25 protein-coding genes are annotated in these 26,258 nt (G+C 36.3%); 4 read left to right on the forward strand and 21 right to left on the reverse strand.

The window, feature by feature from the left end:
• Positions 1-18 precede the first annotated feature (18 nt).
• The 12 genes from I5677_RS16120 to trxB form a co-directional block, all read right to left on the reverse strand.
• Entirely contained in the window at positions 19-1,236 is a 1,218-nt protein-coding gene (locus tag I5677_RS16120; RefSeq protein ID WP_197662683.1) for a homoserine dehydrogenase, read from the reverse strand.
• Positions 1,237-1,394: 158 nt separating this feature from the next.
• Positions 1,395-1,835, reverse strand: coding sequence for an ACT domain-containing protein (locus tag I5677_RS16125; protein WP_197662684.1), 441 nt, complete (start codon positions 1,833-1,835; stop codon positions 1,395-1,397).
• A gap of 397 nt (positions 1,836-2,232) precedes the next feature.
• Positions 2,233-2,955, reverse strand: a complete 723-nt coding sequence (locus tag I5677_RS16130; protein WP_197662685.1) for an amino acid ABC transporter ATP-binding protein — start codon at positions 2,953-2,955, stop codon at positions 2,233-2,235.
• Positions 2,942-3,577 carry an amino acid ABC transporter permease gene (locus I5677_RS16135; RefSeq protein ID WP_197662707.1) on the reverse strand — a complete coding sequence of 212 codons (636 nt, stop codon included), beginning with the start codon at positions 3,575-3,577 and terminating at the stop codon, positions 2,942-2,944. Before I5677_RS16135 ends, I5677_RS16130 begins: the two co-directional genes overlap by 14 nt.
• A gap of 481 nt (positions 3,578-4,058) precedes the next feature.
• Entirely contained in the window at positions 4,059-4,805 is a 747-nt protein-coding gene (locus I5677_RS16140) for an ABC transporter substrate-binding protein (RefSeq protein WP_197662686.1), read from the reverse strand.
• Between the two features lie 32 nt (positions 4,806-4,837).
• Complete coding sequence (locus tag I5677_RS16145; RefSeq protein WP_197662687.1) at positions 4,838-5,302, reverse strand: chemotaxis protein CheW; 465 nt, start codon at positions 5,300-5,302, stop codon at positions 4,838-4,840.
• Positions 5,303-5,336: 34 nt separating this feature from the next.
• A protein-coding gene (gene prfB, locus I5677_RS16150) for a peptide chain release factor 2 (protein ID WP_197662688.1) occupies positions 5,337-6,453 on the reverse strand; the annotation gives its coding sequence in 2 pieces (ribosomal slippage) (positions 5,337-6,377 and positions 6,379-6,453; 1,116 coding nt in all).
• 88 nt (positions 6,454-6,541) lie between these two features.
• A complete protein-coding gene (gene secA, locus I5677_RS16155) occupies positions 6,542-9,115 on the reverse strand; it encodes a preprotein translocase subunit SecA (RefSeq protein WP_197662689.1) in 2,574 nt (857 codons plus the stop codon).
• Between the two features lie 490 nt (positions 9,116-9,605).
• A complete protein-coding gene (gene hpf, locus I5677_RS16160; RefSeq protein WP_197662690.1) occupies positions 9,606-10,133 on the reverse strand; it encodes a ribosome hibernation-promoting factor, HPF/YfiA family in 528 nt (175 codons plus the stop codon).
• An 876-nt stretch (positions 10,134-11,009) separates the two neighbouring features.
• Positions 11,010-11,375, reverse strand: coding sequence for a PilZ domain-containing protein (locus tag I5677_RS16165; RefSeq protein ID WP_243456631.1), 366 nt, complete (start codon positions 11,373-11,375; stop codon positions 11,010-11,012).
• A gap of 242 nt (positions 11,376-11,617) precedes the next feature.
• The gene (locus I5677_RS16170) at positions 11,618-12,880 is read right to left on the reverse strand and encodes a C40 family peptidase (protein ID WP_197662691.1); all 1,263 of its coding nucleotides are present in this window, start codon (positions 12,878-12,880) and stop codon (positions 11,618-11,620) included.
• Between the two features lie 242 nt (positions 12,881-13,122).
• Positions 13,123-14,046: a thioredoxin-disulfide reductase gene (gene trxB / locus I5677_RS16175; RefSeq protein ID WP_197662709.1), complete on the reverse strand. Its 924-nt coding sequence runs from the start codon at positions 14,044-14,046 to the stop codon at positions 13,123-13,125.
• 201 nt (positions 14,047-14,247) lie between these two features.
• On the opposite strand from trxB, the gene I5677_RS16180 reads away from it, so the two are divergent.
• Positions 14,248-14,430: a YjfB family protein gene (locus tag I5677_RS16180; protein WP_197662692.1), complete on the forward strand. Its 183-nt coding sequence runs from the start codon at positions 14,248-14,250 to the stop codon at positions 14,428-14,430.
• A gap of 22 nt (positions 14,431-14,452) precedes the next feature.
• On the opposite strand, the gene I5677_RS16185 is transcribed toward I5677_RS16180, so the two are convergent.
• Positions 14,453-15,037: a class I SAM-dependent methyltransferase gene (locus tag I5677_RS16185; protein WP_197662693.1), complete on the reverse strand. Its 585-nt coding sequence runs from the start codon at positions 15,035-15,037 to the stop codon at positions 14,453-14,455.
• Positions 15,038-15,623: 586 nt separating this feature from the next.
• Between I5677_RS16185 and I5677_RS16190 the strand changes: the two genes are divergently transcribed.
• Both I5677_RS16190 and I5677_RS16195 read left to right on the forward strand, forming a co-directional pair.
• The gene (locus I5677_RS16190) at positions 15,624-16,328 is read left to right on the forward strand and encodes an acyl-[acyl-carrier-protein] thioesterase (RefSeq protein WP_197662694.1); all 705 of its coding nucleotides are present in this window, start codon (positions 15,624-15,626) and stop codon (positions 16,326-16,328) included.
• A gap of 21 nt (positions 16,329-16,349) precedes the next feature.
• Positions 16,350-17,189 (forward strand): CvfB family protein, encoded by an 840-nt coding sequence (locus tag I5677_RS16195; protein WP_197662695.1) that lies wholly within the window; start codon positions 16,350-16,352, stop codon positions 17,187-17,189.
• A 97-nt stretch (positions 17,190-17,286) separates the two neighbouring features.
• Here the strand turns inward: I5677_RS16195 and I5677_RS16200 are convergent, their stop codons facing one another.
• The 8 genes from I5677_RS16200 to mreB form a co-directional block, all read right to left on the reverse strand.
• On the reverse strand, positions 17,287-17,703 hold the full coding sequence (locus I5677_RS16200) for a flagellar protein (protein ID WP_197662696.1): 417 nt from the start codon (positions 17,701-17,703) through the stop codon (positions 17,287-17,289).
• 189 nt (positions 17,704-17,892) lie between these two features.
• Positions 17,893-18,594, reverse strand: coding sequence for a ComF family protein (locus tag I5677_RS16205; protein ID WP_197662697.1), 702 nt, complete (start codon positions 18,592-18,594; stop codon positions 17,893-17,895).
• 37 nt (positions 18,595-18,631) lie between these two features.
• The gene (locus tag I5677_RS16210) at positions 18,632-19,543 is read right to left on the reverse strand and encodes a nucleotidyltransferase family protein (protein ID WP_197662698.1); all 912 of its coding nucleotides are present in this window, start codon (positions 19,541-19,543) and stop codon (positions 18,632-18,634) included.
• A 91-nt stretch (positions 19,544-19,634) separates the two neighbouring features.
• The gene (gene recD2, locus I5677_RS16215) at positions 19,635-21,851 is read right to left on the reverse strand and encodes an SF1B family DNA helicase RecD2 (protein ID WP_197662699.1); all 2,217 of its coding nucleotides are present in this window, start codon (positions 21,849-21,851) and stop codon (positions 19,635-19,637) included.
• 208 nt (positions 21,852-22,059) lie between these two features.
• Positions 22,060-22,392, reverse strand: a complete 333-nt coding sequence (locus I5677_RS16220; protein ID WP_197662700.1) for a rod-binding protein — start codon at positions 22,390-22,392, stop codon at positions 22,060-22,062.
• Between the two features lie 26 nt (positions 22,393-22,418).
• Entirely contained in the window at positions 22,419-23,336 is a 918-nt protein-coding gene (locus tag I5677_RS16225) for a flagellar hook-basal body protein (protein WP_197662701.1), read from the reverse strand.
• 62 nt (positions 23,337-23,398) lie between these two features.
• On the reverse strand, positions 23,399-24,172 hold the full coding sequence (locus tag I5677_RS16230; RefSeq protein ID WP_197662702.1) for a flagellar hook-basal body protein: 774 nt from the start codon (positions 24,170-24,172) through the stop codon (positions 23,399-23,401).
• Between the two features lie 123 nt (positions 24,173-24,295).
• Positions 24,296-25,285 carry a rod shape-determining protein gene (mreB, locus tag I5677_RS16235; protein ID WP_279380773.1) on the reverse strand — a complete coding sequence of 330 codons (990 nt, stop codon included), beginning with the start codon at positions 25,283-25,285 and terminating at the stop codon, positions 24,296-24,298.
• A gap of 501 nt (positions 25,286-25,786) precedes the next feature.
• Between mreB and I5677_RS16240 the strand changes: the two genes are divergently transcribed.
• On the forward strand, positions 25,787-26,236 hold the full coding sequence (locus I5677_RS16240; RefSeq protein WP_197662704.1) for a hypothetical protein: 450 nt from the start codon (positions 25,787-25,789) through the stop codon (positions 26,234-26,236).
• The last annotated feature ends 22 nt before the right edge of the window (positions 26,237-26,258 follow it).

Below are 26,258 nucleotides of genomic sequence, written 5' to 3' on the forward strand. Positions count from 1 at the left end.
TAACTTACGGAATATGATCTAAAATCTCACCCGAATCATACTAATCATGCCGGATAGATTGGCTTTTTTCTCCTTCATATCCTGCTCTGTCATAGTGGGGGTTATAAAGGCATATTCATCCTGGACACCTTCTACAATTACCCTCTCTACTTCCCCAAATAAGCTTTTAATCTTATTTTCCATCGAAGAATCGTCTTTCACTCGAACAAAAAATCTGTGCTGCACCTGATTAATATCCGTTAGCTCTAATTTTTTGCTGCTCCAAATTGTCCAGATGTTTGTACCTAAATGCTTAGCAGCATCAACAACATCGGCAACAACCGCACTGGCTGTCGGTAACTTTCCTGCTCCACTGCCGTAAAACATAACATCTCCAATTACATTGCCTCTTACAAAAATCCCATTGAATACATCATTCACACTATATAACGGATGATTAACCTTAATCATCATAGGTGCCACCATCGCATATACACTCTTATCATTTTCCCGAATGCTGGAAGCAAATAATTTAATCCTTGCCCCCAGTGCTTTCGCATATTTAATGTCAGCAGCACTGATCTGAGTGATACCCTCTGTATAAATATCTTCAAAATCCACCTGCATGCCAAAAGCCAGGGAAGATAAAATAGCGATTTTTCTACAGGAATCATGTCCTTCGATATCGGCCTCCGGATTTCTCTCAGCATAGCCCATATTCTGAGCATTCTTTAAAGCAGCCTCAAATTCCATGCCATCGTCACTCATTTTAGACAGTATATAGTTTGTGGTACCATTCAATATACCTGTAATCTCTACGATTTCATCTGCAGTTAATGATTGATTCAAAGGCCTGATAATTGGTATACCACCACCTACGCTGGCTTCAAACAAGAAATTTAAATTTTTTTCCTTGGCTAAATCAAGAAGCTCAGCACCATGCTTGGCTACCAATTCTTTATTCGATGTAATAACACTTTTACCTCGTAAAAGGGATTCTTTAACAAATTTATAGGCAGGGTTTACGCCACCCATTACTTCAACAATGATCTTAACCTCAGGATCCTCTAAAATTATATTAACATCATGAACCAGTTTCTCCATAACCGGATCACCGGGAAATTCTCTTAAATCCAAAACATACTTTATGTTTATTCTATCTCCGGCTCTTTTTTTAATACTTTCACCGTTCGTGTTTAAAACCTCTACAACCCCGGAACCAATTGTGCCATAACCTAAGACTGCAATATTTATCATTATTAATCCTCCATTTCATACGATACAATGTCATGTCATATATAAACTTTTATGTGACTATTCCTTCACTACAAACCCCAAAATTTAGTGACTACTTTATGGGCGATTACACAGCAAAAGTGATTGAATATTCTATATTAATATACTTAGATATGATTTTATTCCCTAGCTACAATTTTGACATAGTGAATTCCGTCCATATCTTCTATTGCCTCTATTAAAACTGAAGTATTATCTGCCTGGGACAGAATCTCTATACTTAAGGTTAATAAAGCAATACCGTTCACCGGAATACTTTGATGAATGGTAAGGATATTTGCTTCACTACACGCTACCTGACTGAGCACTTTAGATAACAAGCCCGGTCTATCATCCATCTGAAGCATAAAGGTCAAGGTTTTACCTCTCGTATTTTCATAAAACGGAAAGATATCATCTCGGTATTTATAGAAGGAACTTCTAGATATGTCCACTGCGTCCGTAGCTTCCTGAACTGTCATCACCCGTTCAGAATCTAATAACCTCTTGGCTTCAACAACCTTTAATAAAACCTCAGGTATCGCTTTCTTTTTTACAATAAAATATTGATCTCCATTCATAGATATACTCCTCCTGAAGCCATACTTCTTTCTTTAAGTGGTATACTTCTAATTTGTATGTATTGCAGATACAATTGTCTTTCTAAGAAAGAAATCTTACCATATATTTATGCATAATGCAATACCCTTTTATCTTGGCTATCATGAAATCCCTACGATTTGTGACAAATGCTTCACCCAAATCTATAATTATAAATTATTTTGTTTAAAAGTTAATATTAATCTGAAACCACTGCTAGGTTTCCTGATTCTATATTTCTTTATTCTATATTAGCGCTAGATGTAGGCTGATTTTCACTCTATACAAAGAAAAGAACGATTGCGAAAAGTAGAGGATATCCATCCTCTAGCAATAGGCATCGTTCTGCTCCTTTTATTAAATAAAACTATTATACTTTTACAGTACTTTCGATAAAAACTCCTTAAGTCTTGGATGAGTCGGATTATCAAAAAACTGATCCGGTGTATTTTGCTCTACTATTTTTCCTTCATCCATGAAAAGAACTCGAGTTCCCACTTTTTTGGCAAATTGCATCTCATGGGTAACTACCACCATTGTCATTCCTTCCTCTGCCAACTGTACCATAAGATCCAATACTTCTCCAACCATTTCCGGATCTAAGGCAGAAGTTGGTTCATCAAATAACATCACATCCGGATTCATGGCCAACGACCGTATAATTGCAATACGTTGCTTTTGTCCACCCGACAGCTGGTTAGGATATGCATCCGCTTTCTCTGTAAGCCCTATTCTTTTCAGTAATTCCATGGCTTTTCTATCAGCTTCTTCCTTCGTCATAATACCCAGCTTTACAGGTGCTAGGGTAATGTTTTGCTTTACTGATAGATGCGGAAAAAGATTAAACTGCTGGAATACCATCCCCATCTTACGGCGAATCAAATTAATATTTTCTTTACTGTCAGTGATATTTATATCTTCAAACCAGATCTCACCTTCCGTTGGTACTTCAAGTAAGTTAAGACAACGAAGAAAAGTAGATTTCCCTGAACCAGAGGGGCCAATCACAACAACTTTTTCCCCTTTTTCAATAGTCTCATCAATTCCTTTTAGGACCATATGGTCACCAAAGGCTTTCTTAAGATTCTTAGTGACGATCACCTTTTGACAACCTCCTTTCAAATACGGATAAAAGTCTGGACAATCCCATAACTATAACCAGATAGCATAGAGCCGCAATGATAAGGGGAGGTAAGATGTCCCATGTTCTGGAACCCACGTATTGTGCGGCTTTTGTAAGGTCTGTAACCGCAATTACCCCTGCAACACTAGTCTCCTTTATCAATACAATAAATTCATTACCCAACGCAGGAAGTATATTTTTTACTGCCTGCGGTAATATAATCAGCCTCATTGTTTTTATATAATTAAAACCCAGCGACCTACCGGCTTCCATCTGACCCTTATCAATAGACTCAATTCCCGCTCTGATAATCTCTGCAACATAGGCACCGGAATTAATACCGAAACATACTGCACCAATCACCAGCTCATTGGTATTTCTTGAATTAAAAATCAAATTATATATAATTAATAGCTGTACCATCAAAGGTGTACCTCTGATGATATTGATATATATGTTACATATTCTCGTTAGCCACTTTATTTTATAATTCGATGAAGCCACTTTTAGAATTGCAACTACAACACCAATGGCAATACCCAGTAAAATTGCCATGAAAGATATTAAAAGCGTTACCTTAAGACCATCCAGATACGCCATATATCTTTGATCCGGTATCAATGCATTATAAAAGGATTCATAAATCCTGATTATCCATGTAATAAATCCTTCAAATATATTTTGGACCCCTTTGATAAATACTTCGTAACCGTTCTGGATCCCCGTGATAAATTTGTCCAATTTTTTTCCTCCAATCCTTGGGAATTCATTCACAATATAATATACTATTTCATTAAAACATTAACCTATACCTATTTGCTCCAAGTGCAGATTTAGTAATTCTAATTTTTGCTACTACTTCCATACAGTAAAATAATATATATAAAATTGATAAAAAGCAATATGTAAGGCTCAGTGAAATATATACCGATATAAATCTCAATCGAACTGAGATTTATATATTTCGAATTTCTGTATAGAATGCATTGTCATTCACATAATTAGGGGCTGTTACATGAAGATAACAGCCCCCTACTTAATTCACGGTTAATCTAATCTACAATTATTTGAACGATTGAACTTAGTTCTTACTGGTATGATTCGCATAAAACTCTTCAATCTTACCATCCTCTTTTAACTGTTCGATTACACTATTAATTTCATCCAATAACTCTTTATTACCCTTTTTAACAGCAATCGCATACTTATCCTCGAATAAGATACCGTCCAGAATAGCTAATTCTTGGTTCGCGGCTACTAACTCCTCTGCCGGGAATTGATCCATAACGATACAATCAATTCTACCATTTTTTAAATCCTCAGCAGCTTGAGCAAATTTTGTATAACGCTTAATCTCTTTCGCGTTCACATTATCTTCTACCCAAAAATCAGCGATATTTCCCTGTTGTACACCGATTACCTTGTCATCTAAATCTTCAACATCGGCAACAGCCGGATTATCTTTGTTTACAACTACTACTTCAACAGAATCTACATAATCAACAGAGAAGTCCATAACCTTCTTACGTTCTTCATTAACAGATACACCGGCAGCAACAAAGTCTACGGTACCATTCTGAACCGCTAACAATGCTCCGTCGAAATCCATGTTCTTAATTTCAAGTTCTTTTCCCATACTTTCTGCAATGGCTTTGGCAATATCCATATCAACACCGACTACTTCATCACCTTCCATATACTCGTATGGCGCAAAGCCTGCTTCCGTACCAACAATGAGTTTTTCATTCTTCTCCTTCGTACCGCATGCAGCTAATACGGATGCAATTAAAATTACAACCAACAATAAACCTAATAATCTTTTTTTCATAATATCCTCCTCTAATAAGGGTCCGAGACACCTTATTTCTTACTTTGAATTACCTTTTTAATTTGATTTTGCTCCTCTTCAGATAATACTTTGTCATGATCCAGTAGTATTACCAGTGTTCCTTTTATATTTGTAACATTTTTCATGTAAGAGGTATCTTTGCTTTTTACAATGGAAGGGACGTCCATTACTTGTTCTGAAGTAATATTAGCTATTTCCTGCATTTTATCAACTTCATAGGCCATAAGAATTCCATTGGAGTTCGTGATAATTAGCCTTGTTTCTTCATCCGGTTCTTTATCAGCTAATCCAAATTTTTTACGCAAGCTGTAAACCGGAATGAAATCTCCTCGTAACTTAATAATCCCTTTTACATTCTCTGGGAGATCCTTTGCCTGTTCCATACTGATAACTTTTTCAACAGTATTTACATCCATAATGTCTAAACCATAATCTTCTTCACCGATTTTAAATACTGCTTGCTTCATACTCTGCATAGTTATCCCTCCTCTTAAGGTGTTTTATGTGGTATTAGTTGTTCTTACTTTGTGCATTCCATTTTAGATATGCGTTGATAAAAGGATCAATACTACCATCAAGTACTCCGGTAACATTACCAACCTCTTCATTCGTTCTATGATCCTTAACCATGGTATAAGGCTGCATGACATAGGATCTGATTTGATTACCCCATCCAATCTCCTTAACCTCACCACGAATGCCTGAGATTTTTTCCTGTGTTTCCTGCTGCTTTAACAGGTAAAGCTTAGCCTTAAGCATCTTCATTGCCTTATCCTTATTTTGCAACTGAGATCGTTCATTTTGACATTGAACCACAATATTCGTTGGTATATGGGTAATACGGATTGCGGAAGATGTTTTATTAACATGCTGTCCTCCCGCCCCGCTGGAACGATAGGTATCAATCCGTAAATCATCTTCGTTTATCTCAATTCCGGTGTCCTCTTCAATATCCGGCATTACATCACAGGAGACAAAGGAGGTTTGTCTTTTTCCTGCCGCATTAAAGGGGGATATTCTGACCAAGCGATGTACACCCCTTTCAGATTTTAAATATCCGTAGGCATTCATACCGTTGATCTGCAATGTAACCGATTTTAAGCCAGCTTCTTCGCCATCAAGAAAGTCCAAAACCTCTGTCGTAAATCCTCTTTTGTCTGCCCATCTTTGATACATGCGAAAGAGCATATTAGCCCAGTCACAGCTTTCCGTTCCTCCGGCACCCGCATGTAAGGTCAAAATAGCATTGTATTTATCATATTCATCTGAAAGTAATGTTTTTAGTTTCATTTCTTCCAAATCCTTAATAAACAGATTCATTGCTTCATCAATCTCATCAATAAGGGATTCATCATTTTCTTCATAACCAATCTGGATTAAGGTCTGAACATCCTCATATCTTACCTTTAGATGTTCAAACTCCTCAATGGCATCCTTCAGGTTTTTAATTTCTTTCATATATCCCTGGGCTTTATTCGTATCATCCCAAAAACCGGGCTCCTCCATAATTTGCTCGATTTCTTGTACTCGCTTTAACTTATTAGCGAGGTCAAAGTGAATCCCCCACTTCTTTTAACGGTTTCTCATAAGTACTCAGTGTATATTTATACTGATCTAATTCTACCACTAAACCACCTCTTCTCAAGTATTATATTATATAGTTTATAAAAATGCAATAATCAATGTATATTAATACATTAAATTCTTTCATATTCTTATGCATTTCGACCACAGCAATGTTTATACTTTCTGCCGCTACCACAAGGACAGGTATCATTGGGTTGAATTTTCTTACTGGATCTTCTGACCGGTGCATTTGCAACACTGTCGTCCCTGTTCGTACCGGTAACCTTAGCTACCTGTTCTCTTTCAACCTTCTGCTCTATCCGTACATGCATTAGAGCTTTTACTGTATCTTCTCGAATCGCTGCTATCATAGCATCAAACATTTCAAAGCCCTGGAATTTATATTCAACGATCGGTTGACGCTGGCCATAAGCCTGCAAGCCAATGCCTTGACGTAATTGATCCATATCATCAATATGATCCATCCATTTACGGTCAATTACTTTCAAAAGTATAACACGTTCAATTTCTCTCAGCTGTTCGATCTCAGGAAACTCTGCTTCCTTCGCTTCATACATCTTAACAGCCTCTTCTTTGAGCTGGTGAATCAAATCGTTTTTCTTCATTCGATTCATCTGATCTTTTGATAATTCAATTCTCTCTAATGGTATGATTGGTAATAGAAGATTATTTAATTCTTCCATATCCCATTCTTCGGGAAGCTGGTCTTCACTAATACAGGAACTAACACAGCCCTCTACGGTATCAGTAATCATCTTATATATAGTATCACGCATACTTTCACCGTCAAGAACTTTACGTCTTTCAGCATAGATCACTTCTCTTTGCTCATTATTTACCTGATCATATTCCAATAGATTCTTTCTGATTCCGTAGTTATTACTTTCGATTCTCTTCTGGGCTTTTTCAATTGCATTGGAAAGCATCTTATGTTCAATCTGCTCTCCATCAGGAATCCCTAAGGAATTGAATATTCCCATCAATCGTTCAGAACCGAATAAACGCATTAGATCATCTTCCAGTGAGATAAAGAATCTGGATTCACCCGGGTCTCCCTGCCTTCCGGCACGTCCGCGAAGCTGATTATCAATACGTCTGGATTCATGACGTTCGGTACCTATGATTTTAAGACCACCGACTTCCTTAACACCTTCACCCAACTTAATATCTGTACCACGACCTGCCATATTTGTTGCAATGGTAACCGCTCCCGGTTGTCCTGCATCCGCCACAATCTCAGCTTCCATCTCATGAAACTTTGCATTCAGCACTTTATGAGGAATATTATACTTCTTAAGCATATTACTGATTTCTTCAGAAGCATCAATGGTTATGGTACCAACCAAAACCGGTTGTCCTTTTTTATGGGCTTCTACTGTTTCTCTAACAATTGCCTGTAACTTCTCATGTCTTGTTTTATATACTGCATCCTGATGATCAATACGTGCCACAGGAAGATTGGTAGGAACTTCGATAACATCCATACCATATATTTCTCTAAATTCCTGTTCTTCTGTTAACGCTGTACCGGTCATACCGCATTTCTTCGTATATTTATTAAAAAAGTTCTGGAAAGTAATGGTCGCAAGGGTTTTGCTTTCTCTTTTAACCTTAACATTTTCTTTCGCCTCAATTGCCTGATGAAGACCGTCACTATAACGTCTACCGGGCATAATACGACCTGTAAACTCGTCCACGATTAGAACTTCATTATCTTTTACAACATAATCCTTATCCCTATGCATCAAATTATGAGCTCTTAAAGCAAGTATGATATTATGTTGGATTTCCAGATTCTCCGGGTCAGCTAAGTTTTCCAGAGCAAAAAATCTTTCTACCTTCTTTACACCTTCTGCAGTAAGATGAACATTCTTTTCCTTTTCATTTACAACAAAATCGCCTTCCTCTGTGATTTCTTCCTTCATGAGGGCTGCCATTTTTGTTAGCTCACCGCTTTCCTTACCCTTAATCAACTGTCTTGCGAGTATATCACATACACGGTAAAGCTCTGTCGATTTACCGCTTTGTCCCGATATGATAAGAGGAGTTCTGGCTTCATCAATTAATACAGAGTCCACCTCATCTATGATGGCATAGTGAAGTCCCCTTTGAACCAGCTGTTCCTTATAGATAACCATATTATCTCTTAGATAATCAAAACCTAATTCGTTATTGGTTGCATAGGTAATATCGCAAGCATAAGCCTCCCTACGCTCTTCCTTTTCCATGCTATTAAGAATTACCCCGACTTTGAGTCCTAAAAACTCATGGATCTGACCCATCCACTCAGAGTCACGTTTTGCCAGATAATCGTTAACTGTAACAACATGAACTCCTTTTCCTTCTAATGCATTAATATATGCAGGCAATGTAGAGGTTAGGGTTTTACCTTCACCGGTACGCATTTCAGTAATTCGCCCCTGATGCAGGATAACACCACCAATGAGCTGAACACGAAAATGCCTTTGCCCGATTGATCTTTTCGCTGCTTCTCTTACAACAGCATATGCTTCTACTAATATATCATCTAAAGTTTCACCATTTTTCAGTCTGTTCTTAAACTCATTTGTTTTACCCCTAAGGGCGTCGTCAGATAACTTCTCAAACTCTGGCTCAAGAGCTTCTATCCGGTCTACGATTGGTAACACACGCTTTATTTCTCTCTCACTATGTGTTCCAAATATCTTATCAACTAATCCCATTTTATATTCACTCCCGTAATTCTTAATCTTTCAGTAATGATTCACCTAATATTGTAACATTATAAACATGGTTATTCAACTTAATTTTATTAGGCGGTAAAATATTACGTTTAAACGGTTTAAGCTACAGTTACATTATTAACGTTTAAGCGGTTTCCTCTTTCGTTACTAGTTATTGGCAGTATGCAGATTAATGCTCGAAACACAGTTTCTCGCTTTCGCTCCTGTTACTAGTTATTAGCTGTAAGCGGATTAATGCTCGAAACGCTGTTTCTCGCTTTCGCTCCTGTTACTTGATATTAGCTGTAAGCGGATTAATGCTCGAAACGCTGTTTCTCGCTTTCGCTCCTGTTACTTGATATTAGCTGTAAGCGGATTAATGCTCGAAACGCTGTTTCTCGCTTTACACTGCGCTTATCCATAAGAAAGGAGACAGTTCTTCATGCGAGCATGAGAACTGTCTCCTTCTTATGGATTAATCCGCTTACTGCTAATATTCCGGCTCAATTAAACCATAGGTGTTACCTTTTCTTTTATATACGACGTTCACTTCGTTTGTTTGTGCATTACGGAATACATAAAAGCTGTGTCCTAATAGCTCCATCTGAACACATGCTTCTTCCGCATCCATTGGTTTAATTGCAAATCTTTTTGTTTTTACGATCTTAATTGTATCATCTTCATAATAATCATCATCCATAAATGTCTGATTAAAGTTAGAAGCTGCTTGTTTATGATCTATTAACTTGTTTTTATATTTCCTTAATTGACGTTCTATGATTTCTTCTACTAAATCAATGGATACGTACATGTCATTACTAACTTGTTCCGCTCTTATTATATTACCTTTTACCGGAATGGTAACTTCAATTTTCTGCCTTTCTTTTTCAACACTAAGTGTTACATGAATTTCTGTATCAGGAGTGAAGTATCGTTCCAATTTACCGATTTTTTCATATACTGCTGTCTTTAATCCTTCTGTTACATCAATGTTCTTACCGCTGATAATATAACGCATAACGCCCAACTCCTTTACTTTCTTGTTAGCATATAATTCCTATGCTGATTTTATTATAACATATGCCTTAATAAGTGACAAGCTACTTTAGCAGTCTTTGGTAGAAGATTGATAGTCAAATAACTTTATAGCGGCAGTTACACAGTATAAAACTGGCCTATAGATGACAAACCGGGTACTGCAGTTTAGTCATTATAAGTGTGAAATCACACCAGACAGGTTTTGATTTTTTCGTCTAAACCTTCACAATAATACATATTATTCCATCAATTTCTACATATTCTATATTATTACGTCATACAGTGTTAAATAATTGCAAATTCCTATTACTGTTTTCTAATTATCCGACAATTAAAAAGTCAAGTAGATTTTATTATTTTATTGATGATATATGTCAATTTATCATAAGTTACAAAACGCATTTTCGTTATTGACACCTGTTGGAGTGTGCGACAATAGTAGTTAATTATTGTGGATAATGTGGATAAATCGGTGTATAACTTTTTTTTATCCAAAAATAAGGGTTCTTTTATGTGGATAACTTTTTGATTAAAAATACTTATACAAACTCTAATTTACATATTATGGATTCTGATTATTTACCTTTGTGCAATTTATACATATTTCATATTGTCAATAGGTCTTTTAGATATTTTTTTCGTTATTTATCTTTCATAAAAATTACTCTAATTTAATCAATTTTCAAATATTTATGAATGAAATAATATCTTTTTAATTTACAATTTATTATTCCAATTATTAACCTCCATCTATTTTTTATATTAAAAGATGTACAAAAAAGACTATCTCAAATGTATTATCAAATCATAGATGATATACTCGAAATAGTCCGATTTATGAATTTTAATTTTATTCTTAGTCTTTATTTATCTTTTTCTCATATTTGTCCACTTTGTCCGCTAAAAAAGGAGCCAGACCCACAAATTCAGCCCCGTAAACTCTCTGATTATCCTCTATGGTATGCGTTCTGATAATTTGAATCACTACACGGAAGAAGTCACCATCACCCAGATTTATCATGCCACGAAAATAATATCCGACAGGTAGGTCAGCCTCGCTTACAAAACCTATGCCACTTCTTGATATATCAAACACTGCAATGGATGCTCCAATATTATTTATTATAACATTGTCCTGCTTAAATATTTCATCCACTTCTAAGAAAAGTTCAATAGGTAGCCTTTTATATCTTCTTCGCTCTTTCATATCTTTCTCTTCCATAAAAAGCACTCCTTCTTTAGGGTACATATAATGAAAAATTATCTCTTTTTGTCTTTCCTATATTCTAGCATACTTTCAGGCAATTTCCAATAGTATTTACTAATTATCAGATTACCGGTCATTATGGGTTTTTCTTGTTCATAAAGACCGCTTACTTTAACATTCATTATCCTTTATTTATAGCTATAAATAAGGCTGTTGTATACATTTCATGTATTACAACAGCCGAACTTATTAAATAATTAATGAATAACTCTTCTTATTCTATATATCTTTCTATAATCGTACTTTGATATTATAATACCCTGTCTTGAATTAGCAGCATGTACAATCTTATCATTTCCAATATACATTGCTACATGGTTTACAACGCCGCTACTATTCGTATAGAATATTAAATCTCCTGGTTTACGATCACCAATATTAACCTTAATACCAGCAGACACTGCTTGATCTCTTGATACCCTTGGGATAGAGTATCCAAACTGTCTATAAATTGTTTGAACAAATCCGGAACAGTCTGCTCCTCTTGTCAAACTGGTTCCTCCCCATACATACGGGTTACCAACAAATTTCTGAGCATATGTAGCAACTTCACTTCTGATATCAGATAAACTACCGCTATCCGATGTACTAGGTTTTGTTTGTTCTTGTTTTTGTTCGTTTCTTTTCGCCGCTTCCGCTGCTTTTTTCGCTGCCTCTGCAGCTCTTCTTTCTTCTTCTTTTCTTCTCGCTTCTTCCTCAGCCAGTTTACGAAGTCTTTCGGCCTCAGCTCTCTCTGCTGCTTCCTGCTCAGCTTTTATTCGTAACTCTTCTTCTATTGAAATTGCATATTTAAACTCAACGTCAATATCTATGTAATCTTTTGATACATAACCGGTAAAATCTCTACCTTCATTATCAGCACCAAGAAGGATTTCTGCCCAATCATCATATTCTTTAATAACGATATAGGTCTCTCCACCTGGTATCATTTCAAGAATTTTAGAATCTGTACTTTGCTCCTCTCTTACAAATAAGGTCTGAGTCGTTACAGTTGCATATTTTGTCGCGTATTCATCAAACATAGCTTCGGCATCCCTGCCGGTTGCCAAGTAATTAGATGCAATATATCCTTCCACATCACCAGATTGGATCTTAACCCAATCTCCCTCTAACCACTCTAAAATATCTGCTGCACATCCTCGGTACAATTTACCGACGATCTCACTCTCTGTTGAAGGTTCTTTTCTTATATTCACATAATTGTCAGCCTTTGAAACACCTAAATTCGCATAAGGTGAAATAATATCTGATCTTAAAATCTTAATTAAGGATTTATCTTCTGCCTGTTCTTTATTATTTATTTCCCAAGCATGATATGTTTCAAGGGTTCTTGCCATGCCGGCAACACCCTGCTCTATAGGATCGGTATGATCTGCCAATGCAGGTACCGCAGGAATTGACAAAAATAGTACAGCTGATGAGATAAAAACCGCTGTTCTTATAGCCTTATTCTTCCTCATGTGCTTTTCCTCCCAAGTATCGCAAGTAATCTTAACAAAAACGTCTTATTACTTTTGTCCTCTGTTGTTAAAGGCTTTATTAACTCTTTCTCATAAATGTTACAAATTTATTACATGTTCTGAGGTAATTATAACAAAACCGACACATGGTGTCAATGAAAAAACAACGCTAAAATGTATGTTTTTATTAAAAATTGTCATTCTTTACACATATTATTGGATATAAGGCCAAATATATCCACCTATAGATTATTTAAATACTTTTCTACTGCTGTAATGGCATTTGCACCATCCGAAGCTGCAGTAATAATCTGTCTTAGCTCTTTCGTTCTTACATCACCAGCAGCAAAAACTCCCGGAACATTGGTCTCACAATTTTCACCGGCAATAATATATCCTCCTTCATCTGTTTCAACAACGTTTTTATATACTTCTGAATTTGGATGATATCCGACTGCAATGAATACACCTGATAATTCTATATTAGTTTTTTCATTCGTTTTCTTATTTAAAACATCAATGGATTCTACCGCATCCTCTCCATTAATTCTTTCTACAACACTATCCCAAAGAATTGTCACATTATCTAATGCCATTAATCTGGTACTTATACTTTTTGATGCACGGAACTGATCCCTTCGGTGAATAACATAGACTTGTTTACATATTCTCGCTAAGAAGATCGCATCTTCAACCGCTACATCTCCTCCGCCTACTACAGCAGTGACTTTGTTCTTAAAAAATGCTCCATCACAGGTTGCACAGTAAGATACTCCCATTCCAGATAATTTCTTTTCACCTTCCACATCCAGATGACGCGGTACACCACCGGTTGAAATCACAACAGTCTTCGTACGGTATTCCGTATTATCATCTAATACAATTACCTTAATATCTCCCTCTAAACGAAAATCTTTCACCTCACCGGTAATGAATGTTGTTTCTAATTTATCACAATGTTCTCTAAATTTCATACTTAAATCAAAACCACTGATACCCGGTGTACCAGGATAGTTATCAACCTCATAAGTATTTATAACCTGCCCGCCGCTAAGACCAGCTTTTTCAATCACAACAAGGTTAAGCTCAGCTCTTTTTGCATATATGGCAGCAGATAAACCGGCTGGGCCGGAACCGATAATAATTACATCATATATCATATTAATCTCCTCCTAATCCTCCTTGAATATTCCTAATTATTTCACTATATTCAATCATTTATTTTTTGATTCACTATTCCTTTTATATCAATATGTGTTATAATTAGGACAGATAATAACATTATTACATATTCGTATTTTAATATACATAATGAAAACAATATTCCAATATAACTAAAAGTCGTACAATAAAGAAAGGAATTTATTATGAAAATTCAGTCATTGCCTACACCTATACTTACTAATAAGCCGGCCGATATTATCGATGTAAGTATTGCTGTACTTGGTAAAAGTTTAGATACTATAGAACAAGCCGGACAAAACATGATTAAAATGATGGAGGAATCTGTTCAACCAAACCTAGGAAAAAATATAGACTATAAAATATAACTCATGTAAACTATATTTACTCCTAATCTATCTTCCGTATTAGCGCACTAATCCAGAGTATATCTCTGTCCTCTCTTACATCTTCACTTTTCTTTATCTCAATAAGTTCCAGTTGATCGAATTTTGAAATCAATTCTTTGATTGCTTTAGATCTGTAATATGTAAAATATCGATTTTCTAAAATCCCTTCAAAATCACCATATCGAAAGGACATATATATTATTCCATTCGGTTTTAGGCTTTTCGTGACTTTTCCTAATATATCTTCCATATCACTACTTGGAACATGAAGCAGTGATGCACAGGCCCATACTCCATCAAAAACTTCTTCAAAATCCATCTCAGAGAAAGTAAGTTGTAATACGTCCTGACCTATATGTATACTAGCCAGGCTGCACATTTCCTCAGATGCATCCATCGCGGTTACATCGAACCCCTGAGAAATAAAATACGCGCTATCTCTTCCTGATCCGCAACCCAAATCTAGAATACTGCCTCCCTCCGGTAATAGTCCACAAAATCTATCCCAGCTCTCCTGCATATCCAAATTTACGGTTCCTTCATAGAAGTCGCCGGCATTTTTATTATAATACTCTATTGAGTCCAATTATTTATTCCTCCCTTCGAACAAGCTTATTATATCAAAACAATATGATTATTTCCAGTATTTTTACCTCAAATCAAGAATATACACTAAAACAAGTTTATTCTTCATGTAGAAATATAATCAGGATTAGAAAAATTACAATATCCCCTACCAAAAAATACATAATAATGTTATAATGTGCACGATAAGCAGATTAGTCTAAAGTAAGGAGGGCATTAATTGTGCTTGTACGAATTAATGTCATCCTTACTTTAGATAAGTGCAACGTGAACGAGAAAACTCCGTTTTCGAGTTCCTAATCTGCTTAACAGTACAGCAAGTCATGCTTGTATGAATTAGGGCTCTGTTTTATACAGATAAGCGCAGCTGTGATTAACGTATCCTTCAGATCCGTAGATGATCCGCCGTAATAGCGGATTGCTAGAAAACTCCGTTTTCGAGTTCCTAATCTGCTTAACAGTACAGCAAGTCATGCTTGTATGAATTAGGGCTCTGTTTTATACAGATAAGCGCAGCTGTGATTAACGTATCCTTCAGATCCGTAACGTATCCTTCAGATCCTAGAAATAAAGAAAGGCAAATTATTATGTACCTATTTAACAGCAGAGTTCGTTATAGCGAAATGAATCATCAAAAAAATACTATGGATCCTTCATCCATCATAAATTATTTTCAGGATTGCAGCACCTTTCAGTCAGAGGACTTAAATCTTGGTTTATCTTATTTACAAAAGAAAAACCGAATTTGGCTTTTAACCGGATGGCAGTTACAGATTAAATCACCTATTCACCTTGGTGACCAAATAACTATTGGTACATGGCCCTATGATTTTAAAGGGTTTTATGGGTATCGTAATTTCATCATGAAAAATGATCGCGAGGAGGTATTGGCCGTAGCCAATTCCATCTGGGTTTACATTGATACAACAACAAATAGACCTACGAAGGTACCGGATGATCATGCAGGCTATACGTTAGAGCCTCCCTATCCCATGGAGTATGCTGATCGTAAAATTAATCTACCCGACAACTTAGTGTCACAACCGAAATTTAAAGTAATAAAATCAAATATAGATTCGTATAACCATGTAAATAATGGGCAATACATAAAAATGGCCGAAGAATATCTTCCTGATACATTCATCACAAGAGAGATGAGGGTTGAATACCGAAAACAGGCTGTTTTGGATGATACTATTGTCCCCATGATATGCTGTCAAAAGAACAATTGTGTCGTTGTTCTTTCTGATCAGGAAAATAAACCATATGCTATTATTGAGTTTATACAATAGCCAATAAAGAAAGGATATTAAATGATAGAATTAGGAAAATATCAAACCTTGGAAGTTGTAAAAAAAACAGATTTTGGTTTCTACTTAAGCGAAACCGGCTCAGATGGAAAACACCGTATTTTACTACCAATGAAAGAAGCCCCCGAAGGAACAAAACAAGGAGACCGATTACAAGTTTTTATTTATAAGGATTCTGAGGACAGAGAGATTGCAACCACCGTCAATGTGCCTTTAACTGTTGGGGAATTAGCTGTTTTGAAAGTAAAAGAAGTGAGTAAGATTGGAGCTTTTTTAGATTGGGGATTAATGAAGGACTTGCTTCTTCCATACAAGGAGCAGACAATAAAAGTAGAAGAAGGCGATCAAGTCTTAGTCGCTCTTTACATTGATAAAAGCAGCCGTCTTTGTGCTACCATGAAAGTTTATGATTCGTTATCTACAAATTCAGACTATAAAAAAGATGACATGGTTACAGGCATTGTATATGAACAAATAGATAATTTCGGTTCTTTTGTTGCAGTGGACTATAAATATTCTGCTTTAATACCAAAAAACGAAATATTTCATCCAATAAAAATTGGTGAAATCGTGACTGCCAGAGTTATTAATGTCCGTGAAGACGGTAAATTAACCTTAAGCCTCCGTGCCAAATCCTATGTGCAGATGGATTCAGATTCTTCAATGATTTTAGAAAAATTAAAGACAGCCGGAGGATTTCTTCCCTATCATGATCGATCTGATTCTGATGAAATCAAAGAAGTATTTCACATCAGTAAAAACGCATTTAAGCGAGCTGTAGGTAGATTATATAAAGCAGGCACTATTACAATTACCGATGATGGTATCCGGTTATCAGAATAATTCCTACCAATTATTATAAAGGGCTGTTACAAAATGGTTATACGTGATAAAGCATATTCCGTACAATTCATTTTGCACAACCCTTATTCTTTTCGTATTATTTATCTGTGTTCTGATCTAAGAAACGCATTTTAGGATTTTCTCTAGGGTCTTTCGGTTTTTGTACAGGAGCTTCTTTGGGATACAGGTCACCGAAACCTTTCGCTAATTTATCCTTACAGTCTTTGCAAAAACGTCCGGTTTTTATAGTTACTCCACATCCTTCACATTCAATTCCAATCATCGAATCATCTGCAAATGACAATCTTTCCTCCCGAATCCATTGTTTTATCTGAGAAATTGAAACCTCACATACTTCTGAAACTTCCTGCATATCAACCCGAGGATGGTCATACACATATTCTTTTACTTCCTCAAATTTTAAATCTAGTGCTTTTGCACAAGATGGACATAATGGTGGTCCAGATAAATAATTAAACAATTTTCCGCAACCTTTGCAATTCCTTACTTCCATTCCCATTCCTCCTGTCGTATTTTATCCGGAGGAACTATCCTCCAATCATATATATTGTATATTACCTTTTATAATTTTATATATCTTGACATACCTTATGCTAGTTTTTATATTTTTTAGTAATCTTAGCTTTTAATCAATTCCACTGTAAATATAGAAAAGACTTTCATTGTAGGTTTACCAATTTTATTAATAGCCTTTACCTATACATAAGGTGATAAAATATACTTTAGAGACTCCATATTTTAAAAGTACATTCGTACATGCCTCCACTGTACTCCCTGTAGTATATATATCGTCAACAAGCAACACCTTTTTAATATTAAGATTAAGATTATTATTAATTTTAGGATTCAATTCAAACGCCTCTTTTAAATTATGCAATCTTTCCTTATCATCAAGCTGCTTTTGCGGTAATGTTTTCTTATTACGAAGCAGTAGCTTGGATAGCACAGGAATCTCCAACTCATTACCGATACCAAGAGCAAGAATATCCGCTTGATTATAACCTCTTTCTTTATGTTTGCTTCTATGGATAGGAACCGGAACAATTACATCGGGAGCCCATTTTTTTATTATGGCACCATAACCTCGCAGTAATTCCTGAATATAAAAAACAGCATTCTCTTTTTTATAATGATACTTATAATCTGCTATCGATTTCTTAATTGCCCCCTCATAAACCCATAAGGAATATCCTTGTATATAATGGTGCTTTTTTTGTTCACAATCATTACAGAATTCTTTTTCTTCTTGGTCAATCGGCTTACTGCATTTTTTACATCGAGGTTCTTTTATTAATATCAACTTATCAGAACAGTTGTTGCAGATTAATTGATCCTTTGAGACAGCAATATCCCCACAGATTGGACATCTTACAGGGTATAACATATCAAGAATTGTACGTAACAATCGTATCACCTTTTTCTTATGTAAAAAGTTTTACCGGATAAACACCTTCATTAACCAGAGAACGGATTGAATTCACTACTGTTTCCTTATCCTCTTTATATGTCACACCAAACCATCGATCCGATGTCTTAAGTACATGAACAACCGCCTTATTCGTGTGTGTGAGTTCACCTACCACCTCCGGTAGTAAATATTCCTTCTTCAGTTCATTTTTACCAATATTAGATAAGAACTTCACAAAACCTTTTTCTAATTCAATAAATAATCCGGGTTTAAAACCCCACATATTCATCGAAACAATACTGTCAAGACTTAATATAATATCCATTCCCTGTTTATCTTTGGCAAGTGCATGATCTCCATCCTTCATAATTCCCGAGGTTTCGACAATATCACTAAGCACTGAATCAGCATCCGCTCTGCAGACCCCTCTAGTTACCGTACCGTTTTCGCTAAGGGTATTTCCCAGAATAAAACCCGCCATACAATATTCATTGCTCGAAAAGGATGATGTGTTCAAAAACTTATATATAATCTGAAATGCTTCTTTCCCGTAATAGTCATCTGCATTAATAACAGCGAACGGCTCCTTCACAATATCCTTACAGCATAACACTGCCTGACCGGTTCCCCAAGGTTTTGTTCTTTCCTCAGGTTTTGTAAATCCTCTTGGCAATTGATTAAGCTCTTGATATACATATTCAACCTTAGCATGCTTCTCAATTCGATTACCTATTACTTCTTTAAAATCTTTCTCCAAGTCTTTACGAATGATAAATACAATTTTATTAAAGCCTGCTTCCAACGCATCATATATTGAATAATCCATAATTATTTCGCCACTGGGACCTACCGGTTCCAATTGTTTTATTCCGCCAAACCTGCTGCCCATACCTGCTGCCATAATTACTAAAGATGTATCAGTCAAAAAATCCCCTCCGCTTCTTTCAACCTATTTATTATAAAATTATTATAGCTTAATTACCAATAAAATGCACTACCTTTTTTTGGGTAATTCATTATCTTAATTCCCTAATCCTTTCACAAAGTCCTGAGTAACGGCTTTGTTCGCTTTTGTTATCAATCATAAACTTAATCATAGAATCGGATCCTACAATGGTAACACAACATTTTGCTCTTGTAACAGCTGTATAAAGTAAGTTACGGTTAAATAACAATCTTGGTCCGTCCAATATAGGTAATATTACTGCCGGATACTCGCTTCCCTGTGATTTATGAATGGTTACAGCGTACGCCAGTTCCAATTCATCCAATTGACTGAAGCTATAATTCACCAAACGGTTGTCATCAAACTCAACTACCAGATGCTCCGAAAAAAGATTAATTTCCTTCACGATACCTGCATCCCCGTTAAATACTCCTGTTCCGGATTGTGTCGTTATACCGTACTTACTCTTTATTTCCCAAGTGAGCTGGTAATTATTTTTGACCTGCATTACCTTGTCTCCCTCTCGGTAAATAGTTTGATGGTATTCTTTTTCTTTTTTGTCCTGATAGGGCGGATTTAAAGCCTGTTGTAACACCTGATTGAGTCTTTCGACCCCCAGCTCCCCTTTCCTCATCGGGGTAAGAACCTGTATATCATAGGGTGTAGCATTTACATAACTAGGTAGTTTATTCTTTATCAAGTTAATCATAACAGCTGTTATTACATTATAATCTTCCCTTTTTAGAAAAAAGAAATCTTTACTTTTATTATCTAGGCTGATTTGCTCACCGGCATTAATTTTATGAGCATTAACGATAATATCGCTGTCAGCAGCCTGCCTAAAAATTTTAGTCAGTTTTACAACATTGAAATTATGAGAATTAATAATATCCTTTAGAACATTTCCCGGACCGACACTCGGTAGCTGATTTACATCCCCTACCAAGATTAGCCTGGTTCCCACAGAAACCGCCTTAAGTAATGCATTCATTAAACTTATGTCTACCATAGACATTTCATCAATGATTAAAACATCTGTCTCTAGCGGATTGTTTTCATTGCGCTCAAAAGAGAATTTATTCTCCTGATCCTGTGCCAGCCTGGAAAGTTCTAAAAGTCTATGAATTGTTTTAGCTTCATATCCGGTAGTTTCTGTCATTCGTTTTGCAGCTCTGCCGGTAGGTGCAGCTAACAAAATATCCATCCCTTCTGACTCAAAGAATTTTATGATGGCATTAATCGTAGTCGTCTTACCTGTTCCGGGTCCACCAGTAATAATTAAAAGTCCGTTTCCTGCCGCTTCCATAACAGCAGTTCTTTGATGATCATCTAACTCAATCAAGAACTGTTTTTCTATAAAGGAAAGACGGTTACGAATATATTCCCCGTCCATATCAAGGCGGATATTCAAATCACAAAGCATTCTGGCAACGTTTAATTCCATATAGTAAAATACAGAAGAATAAACCGGTTTATTGTTATCACCTTCCCTAATAATAATTTTCTTCTCTATCGTTAATGAAGTGATCTGACGATTAATATTCTCTGTGTCTGTGAGCAGAAGGCTTTTACATTTTTGTATTAATTCCTGTTCAGGAAGATATACATGCCCATCACTACCGGCTTGTAGCAGAACATACAATATACCTGCCTTAACACGATAGTCTGAATCATTCCCTATCCCTACTTTTTGTGCGATCTCATCTGCTGTCTTAAATCCAACTCCGACTATATCCTCAGCCAGGCGATAAGGGTTTTCTTTAATAATGTCATACATTCTTTGCCCGTATTCTTGAAATATCTTAACTGCTAGATTACCGCTTACATTATACTTTTGCAAAAACATCATGGCACTTCGCATATCTCTTTTCTCTTCGAATTGACGATATATTTCCATAGCCATACGACCACTGATGCCCTTAACTTCTGCCAGACGTCCGGGATCCTCTACAATAATACGAAAGGTTCCTTCTCCAAACTTTTTCACTATCCTTGCTGCAAGAGCAGCCCCGACTCCTTTAATTGCACCGGAACTTAAGTACCTCTCAATAGAATATACATCCTCCGGTTCCTTAAGCTCATAACTTTCCATTAAGAATTGTTCTCCGTATACGGGATGCTCCGTATAATTACCACTAGCCTGTATGAACTCCCCTTCACTAATCAGGGTAAAACTGCCTACACAGGTAATTTCATCTTCATCCTTAATAAGGCTTAATACCGTATAACCATTATCATCATTTCTAAATACTATTTTATCAACATATCCTTCAATTACCTCGGCCAAATCATACACCCCCCTGATTCAATTATTTAATGATATTAGATTACTTTTTCAAAACCGGAAGAAACCTATCTCTTTACGTAAATATAAAATGTCATTGCCATGAAAGAATATCATAGCAATGACAATAAATTATTTCTTATGAATGTCTATAACTTCAAATGTATGATACTTTTACTTTGTTGCATAATCAGACAGGCCTCCGATTTTCTTAAGCATTCCTTTTCATTGCTTCATATAGAACCTTAGCGATACCGATCCCTTCATTCAGAGTCGCATTCTTCGCATATTCCTGATATAACATATCACCAAACTGTTCCAGATAGGGATTCTTATCCTCTTCCTTGGGAATCGTCTTATCCATCTCTTTAAATACCTGCTCCAACATATAGGATTCAAAGCTTTTACATACCTCCATAAGCTCTTCATCCGAAGCCGGTTTATTCTTTAGTTTTTCCTGCAGCTCTTTGACATTAACTTTATCTTTTGTCATTCCAGCTGTAGTAGCAAAATATTGTGCGTCAGAACCGATTGCTATACCCATCTCTCTTTACCCCTTTCCGGAGCTCTTTATCTTAAATTATTCGCCTGTTGTAACATCTCATCCGTTGCAGTAATAATCTTTGAGTTCATCTCATAGGCTCTTTGTGCAACAATCAAATTAACGACTTCATCCACTGCCTGAACGTTGGATCCTTCCAAATATCCTTGACGTAATTTACTCTTTTGAAGTCCTGTATCATTTGCTTCAATTCTTGCTTCACCAGAAGCTTCGGTTTCCTTAAGTAAACTGTTCGACATCTTTTGTAAACCGCTTGGATTATTAAACTGTACAATACTAATTTGTTTATTAATCGGAACAGCTACACCTTTTTTATTCGGATACATTAATGCACCTGTTTCACTGATTGTGATTTTAGAAGGATTAAAAACAGGTTCATTCGCACCTTCAGTGCCTTCCTCACCTTCTACATCTTCAACATCCTGATCTTCATCCACTCCATCTACAGGCTCCTCGGTATCAGCAGGAATATCTGCCGCAGTTACAACGATTGGCATACCGTTAACATCTAATACCGAATTACCGTCTGAGTCTGCCAGGGTAGCGCCGTTCACACCAATTGCCATTCGAAAAGAACCATTTCTGGTATAGGCAATCTCACCATTCTGAGTCTGAACCCGAAAGAAACCTTTCCCTTCAATCGCCAGATCAAAATCATTGCCTGTTTCCTGTAAAGTTCCTTGTGTAAATCGGGAAGTGATTGCGGAATTACGAACCCCTAAACCAACCTGTATCCCTACCGGCTTAGGAACTCCATTATTGTCATAGGATTTTTCCTGAATTGTCTGATATAATAATGATTTGAATTCTGCACTTTCTTTCTTATAACCAGTCGTATTAATGTTAGCCAGGTTATTGGAAATCGTATCTACATTGGTTTGCTGTGTAATCATTCCGGACGCTGCCGTCCATAAGGATCTCATCATATCATCTTCCTCCTCTTAAGTACGGACCACATTCTGGTATCCCATAGGATAGAACTAACCTTTTATACCTTGCCTACCGTATTGGCAGCAAGCTCTAAGGTCCTATCTACGGATTGAATAACCTTCTGGTTTGCTTCATAAGCCCTGGTTACGGATATCATCTCAACCATTTCTGATACTACATTCACATTGGATTGTTCCGTAAATCCTTGCCTTACCAAAGCATTTCCAGGTATTTGTGTCGCACCTTCTACTGTCTGATACATTGTGTCGCCTGATTTGATGAGATAATCATAATTCTCAAAATCGGTAATTATTATCGTATCCAGATAATTACCATCCGTATAAATGGCTCCACCCTCATCAACTGTAACATTAACTGCATCTAAGGGTATCATAATCTCTCCGGCTTCACCCATCAGGCGGTTTCCATCCACGTCCACGATATGACCATCCTTTGTCATGGTAAAAGAACCATTTCGTGTGTATTTTATACTTTCATTTCCGGCTCTGTCTGTTACCGACATTTGAAAGAAGCCCTTACCCTCCAAAGCCAAATTATAAGGATTTGCAGTCTGTCTTAGGGAACCCTGTGAAAAACTGGTATAAACCTCTCCCAGCTTCACTCCTAAACTCATCTTACCGATTGGTCTGTCATTATAAGCTTCTGATGCATCCCTAATTTTAATGGTTAGTACATCATCAAAAGCTTGATTCGTTACATTCTCTTCCTTGTAACCAACGGTTGCTGAATTTGCCAGATTGTTAGCGATGATATCCAGCCTTTTTTGTTCATTTGCCATTCCTGTATAGGCCGTATATAATCCTCTTACCATATTATCTGCCTCATTTCCTTAGGGGAGTGTGAATTATATTAACTCACACGGTTAAACCTTCGCATAAAAATATACGGGTGTCTAGATTGTGTTCGTGTATCAAATCATATTTACTATAATTTATTAATCCCTTTTACCACTTAAAAATTCAACGAACTTACCGGTTCCGATTGCCACAGCTGTCATAGGATCCTCGGCAGTCATTGTTGTGATACCGGTTTTCTCCTCAATTAGTTCTTCAAGACCATATAATAAGCAACCGCCACCAGTCAGTACGATACCGCGGTCTGCAATATCAGCTGCCAATTCCGGCGGAGTCTTTTCAAGTACACTGTGAACCGCTTCTACGATTTGGGAGGTGGTTTCTTTCAAAGCTTCCTCTGTTTCCTCAGATGTAACGGCAATTGTCTTAGGAAGGCCGGTTACAAGGTTTCTACCTCTGACCTCCATCGATACGGATTCCGGTCTCTTAAAGGCGGACCCTATCTTTATTTTAATATCCTCTGCGGTTCTCTCACCGATTAAAAGGTTATGTTTCTTTCTCATATACCTCACAATTGCGTCATCAAAATCATCACCGGCAATTTTTACTGAGGTACTAACTACGGTACCTCCCAGAGATATAACAGCAATATCCGTGGTACCACCACCAATATCTACAATCATATTCCCACAAGGTCTGGAGATATCAATTCCCGCTCCGATTGCCGCCGCTATAGGCTCTTCAATAATAGCAACTTCTCTTGCACCTGCCTGATAGGTAGCATCTTCAACCGCTTTCTTTTCAACCTCAGTTACGCCACTGGGTACACAGACACTGATTCTGGGTTTACGAAATCTCTGTTTGCCAACAGCCTTTTGAATAAAATACTTTAACATCTTTTCGGTTACAGTATAATCAGAAATAACACCCTGTCTGAGAGGTCTAACCGCTACTATATTACCCGGTGTTCTACCTAACATTAATCTGGCTTCTTCTCCAATCGCTTTTATCTTATTGGTATCCCTGTCAAAGGCAACTACCGATGGTTCCTTTAAAACAACTCCCTTTCCCTTTATATAAACCAAAACACTTGCTGTTCCCAAATCAATTCCGATATCACTGCCCAACATAATGTATCTCCTTTCCATTCCGTTATCGTACGGATTAACCTCTTTATTAATTCTAATCAGAATAAGTCTTGAAGCTCTCCAGTTCTTTTATCTCTTCCAGAACAAAACTTGACCTTCCCCCGGAGATCAAATACAATTCCAAGCCAATTATCCTTTTATATTCCAATCCTTTAAAGTCTACGTCTATAATTATGTCTACGGTTTGTCTAGTCTTTTCTATATTTTCATCCAATACACTATAACTTAAACATACTCGATTATATTATATATTCTTTTTCCGAAATTTTCAAAGGAAATTTTAAAAAGTTTTAATTCTCGTCATAATTTTTACACAGCTTTCATAAACGATTGCCTTTATTAAAACAGTTCTTATTGAGACTTCATAAATCTTGTACTATAATAATATCAGGTTTTTATACAACAGAACAGTACATATGTACCTATACCATAAATTTTCTATATGAATCGGATTTTTGACGAAACATTAAATAGGAGGCTTTAATGAACGAATTAAAGAAGGTAAAAATGAAACAGGAACGAAAAGTTGTCTCCGGTTACCGCTCACTTATGATGAGTAAACATTACATTTCCTTATGTCTTATTGTTTCTTTTTTTCTGGTTAGTTACTATGGATACGCTCCTTCCCCTATTTATATACTGCTTATATTTTATTTATTACCTCCTATTATTGAAAACAGTCTTAAAGAATATATCGGCAAGAGAAAGGATAACTTTATATCAAAGTTGATTGCAGAATCGCCCTTTTACCTAACTACTTTACAAAAAAAATATCGCTTTAACAAACTTAATTATGTTTCTAATTCTATGGTTTATATCATAATACTATTATGGTTCTATAATAAATATTGGGGTGGTACTTCACCCCGATATTTATTTGTAATAAAATACACTTATAAATCGCCTACCACTACTTTCGTACTGCCTCGCTAACACTATGAAAGAAGGTGATTTA

It is taken from the genome of Mobilitalea sibirica (assembly GCF_015999265.1).
Lineage (GTDB): Bacteria > Bacillota > Clostridia > Lachnospirales > Lachnospiraceae > Mobilitalea > Mobilitalea sibirica.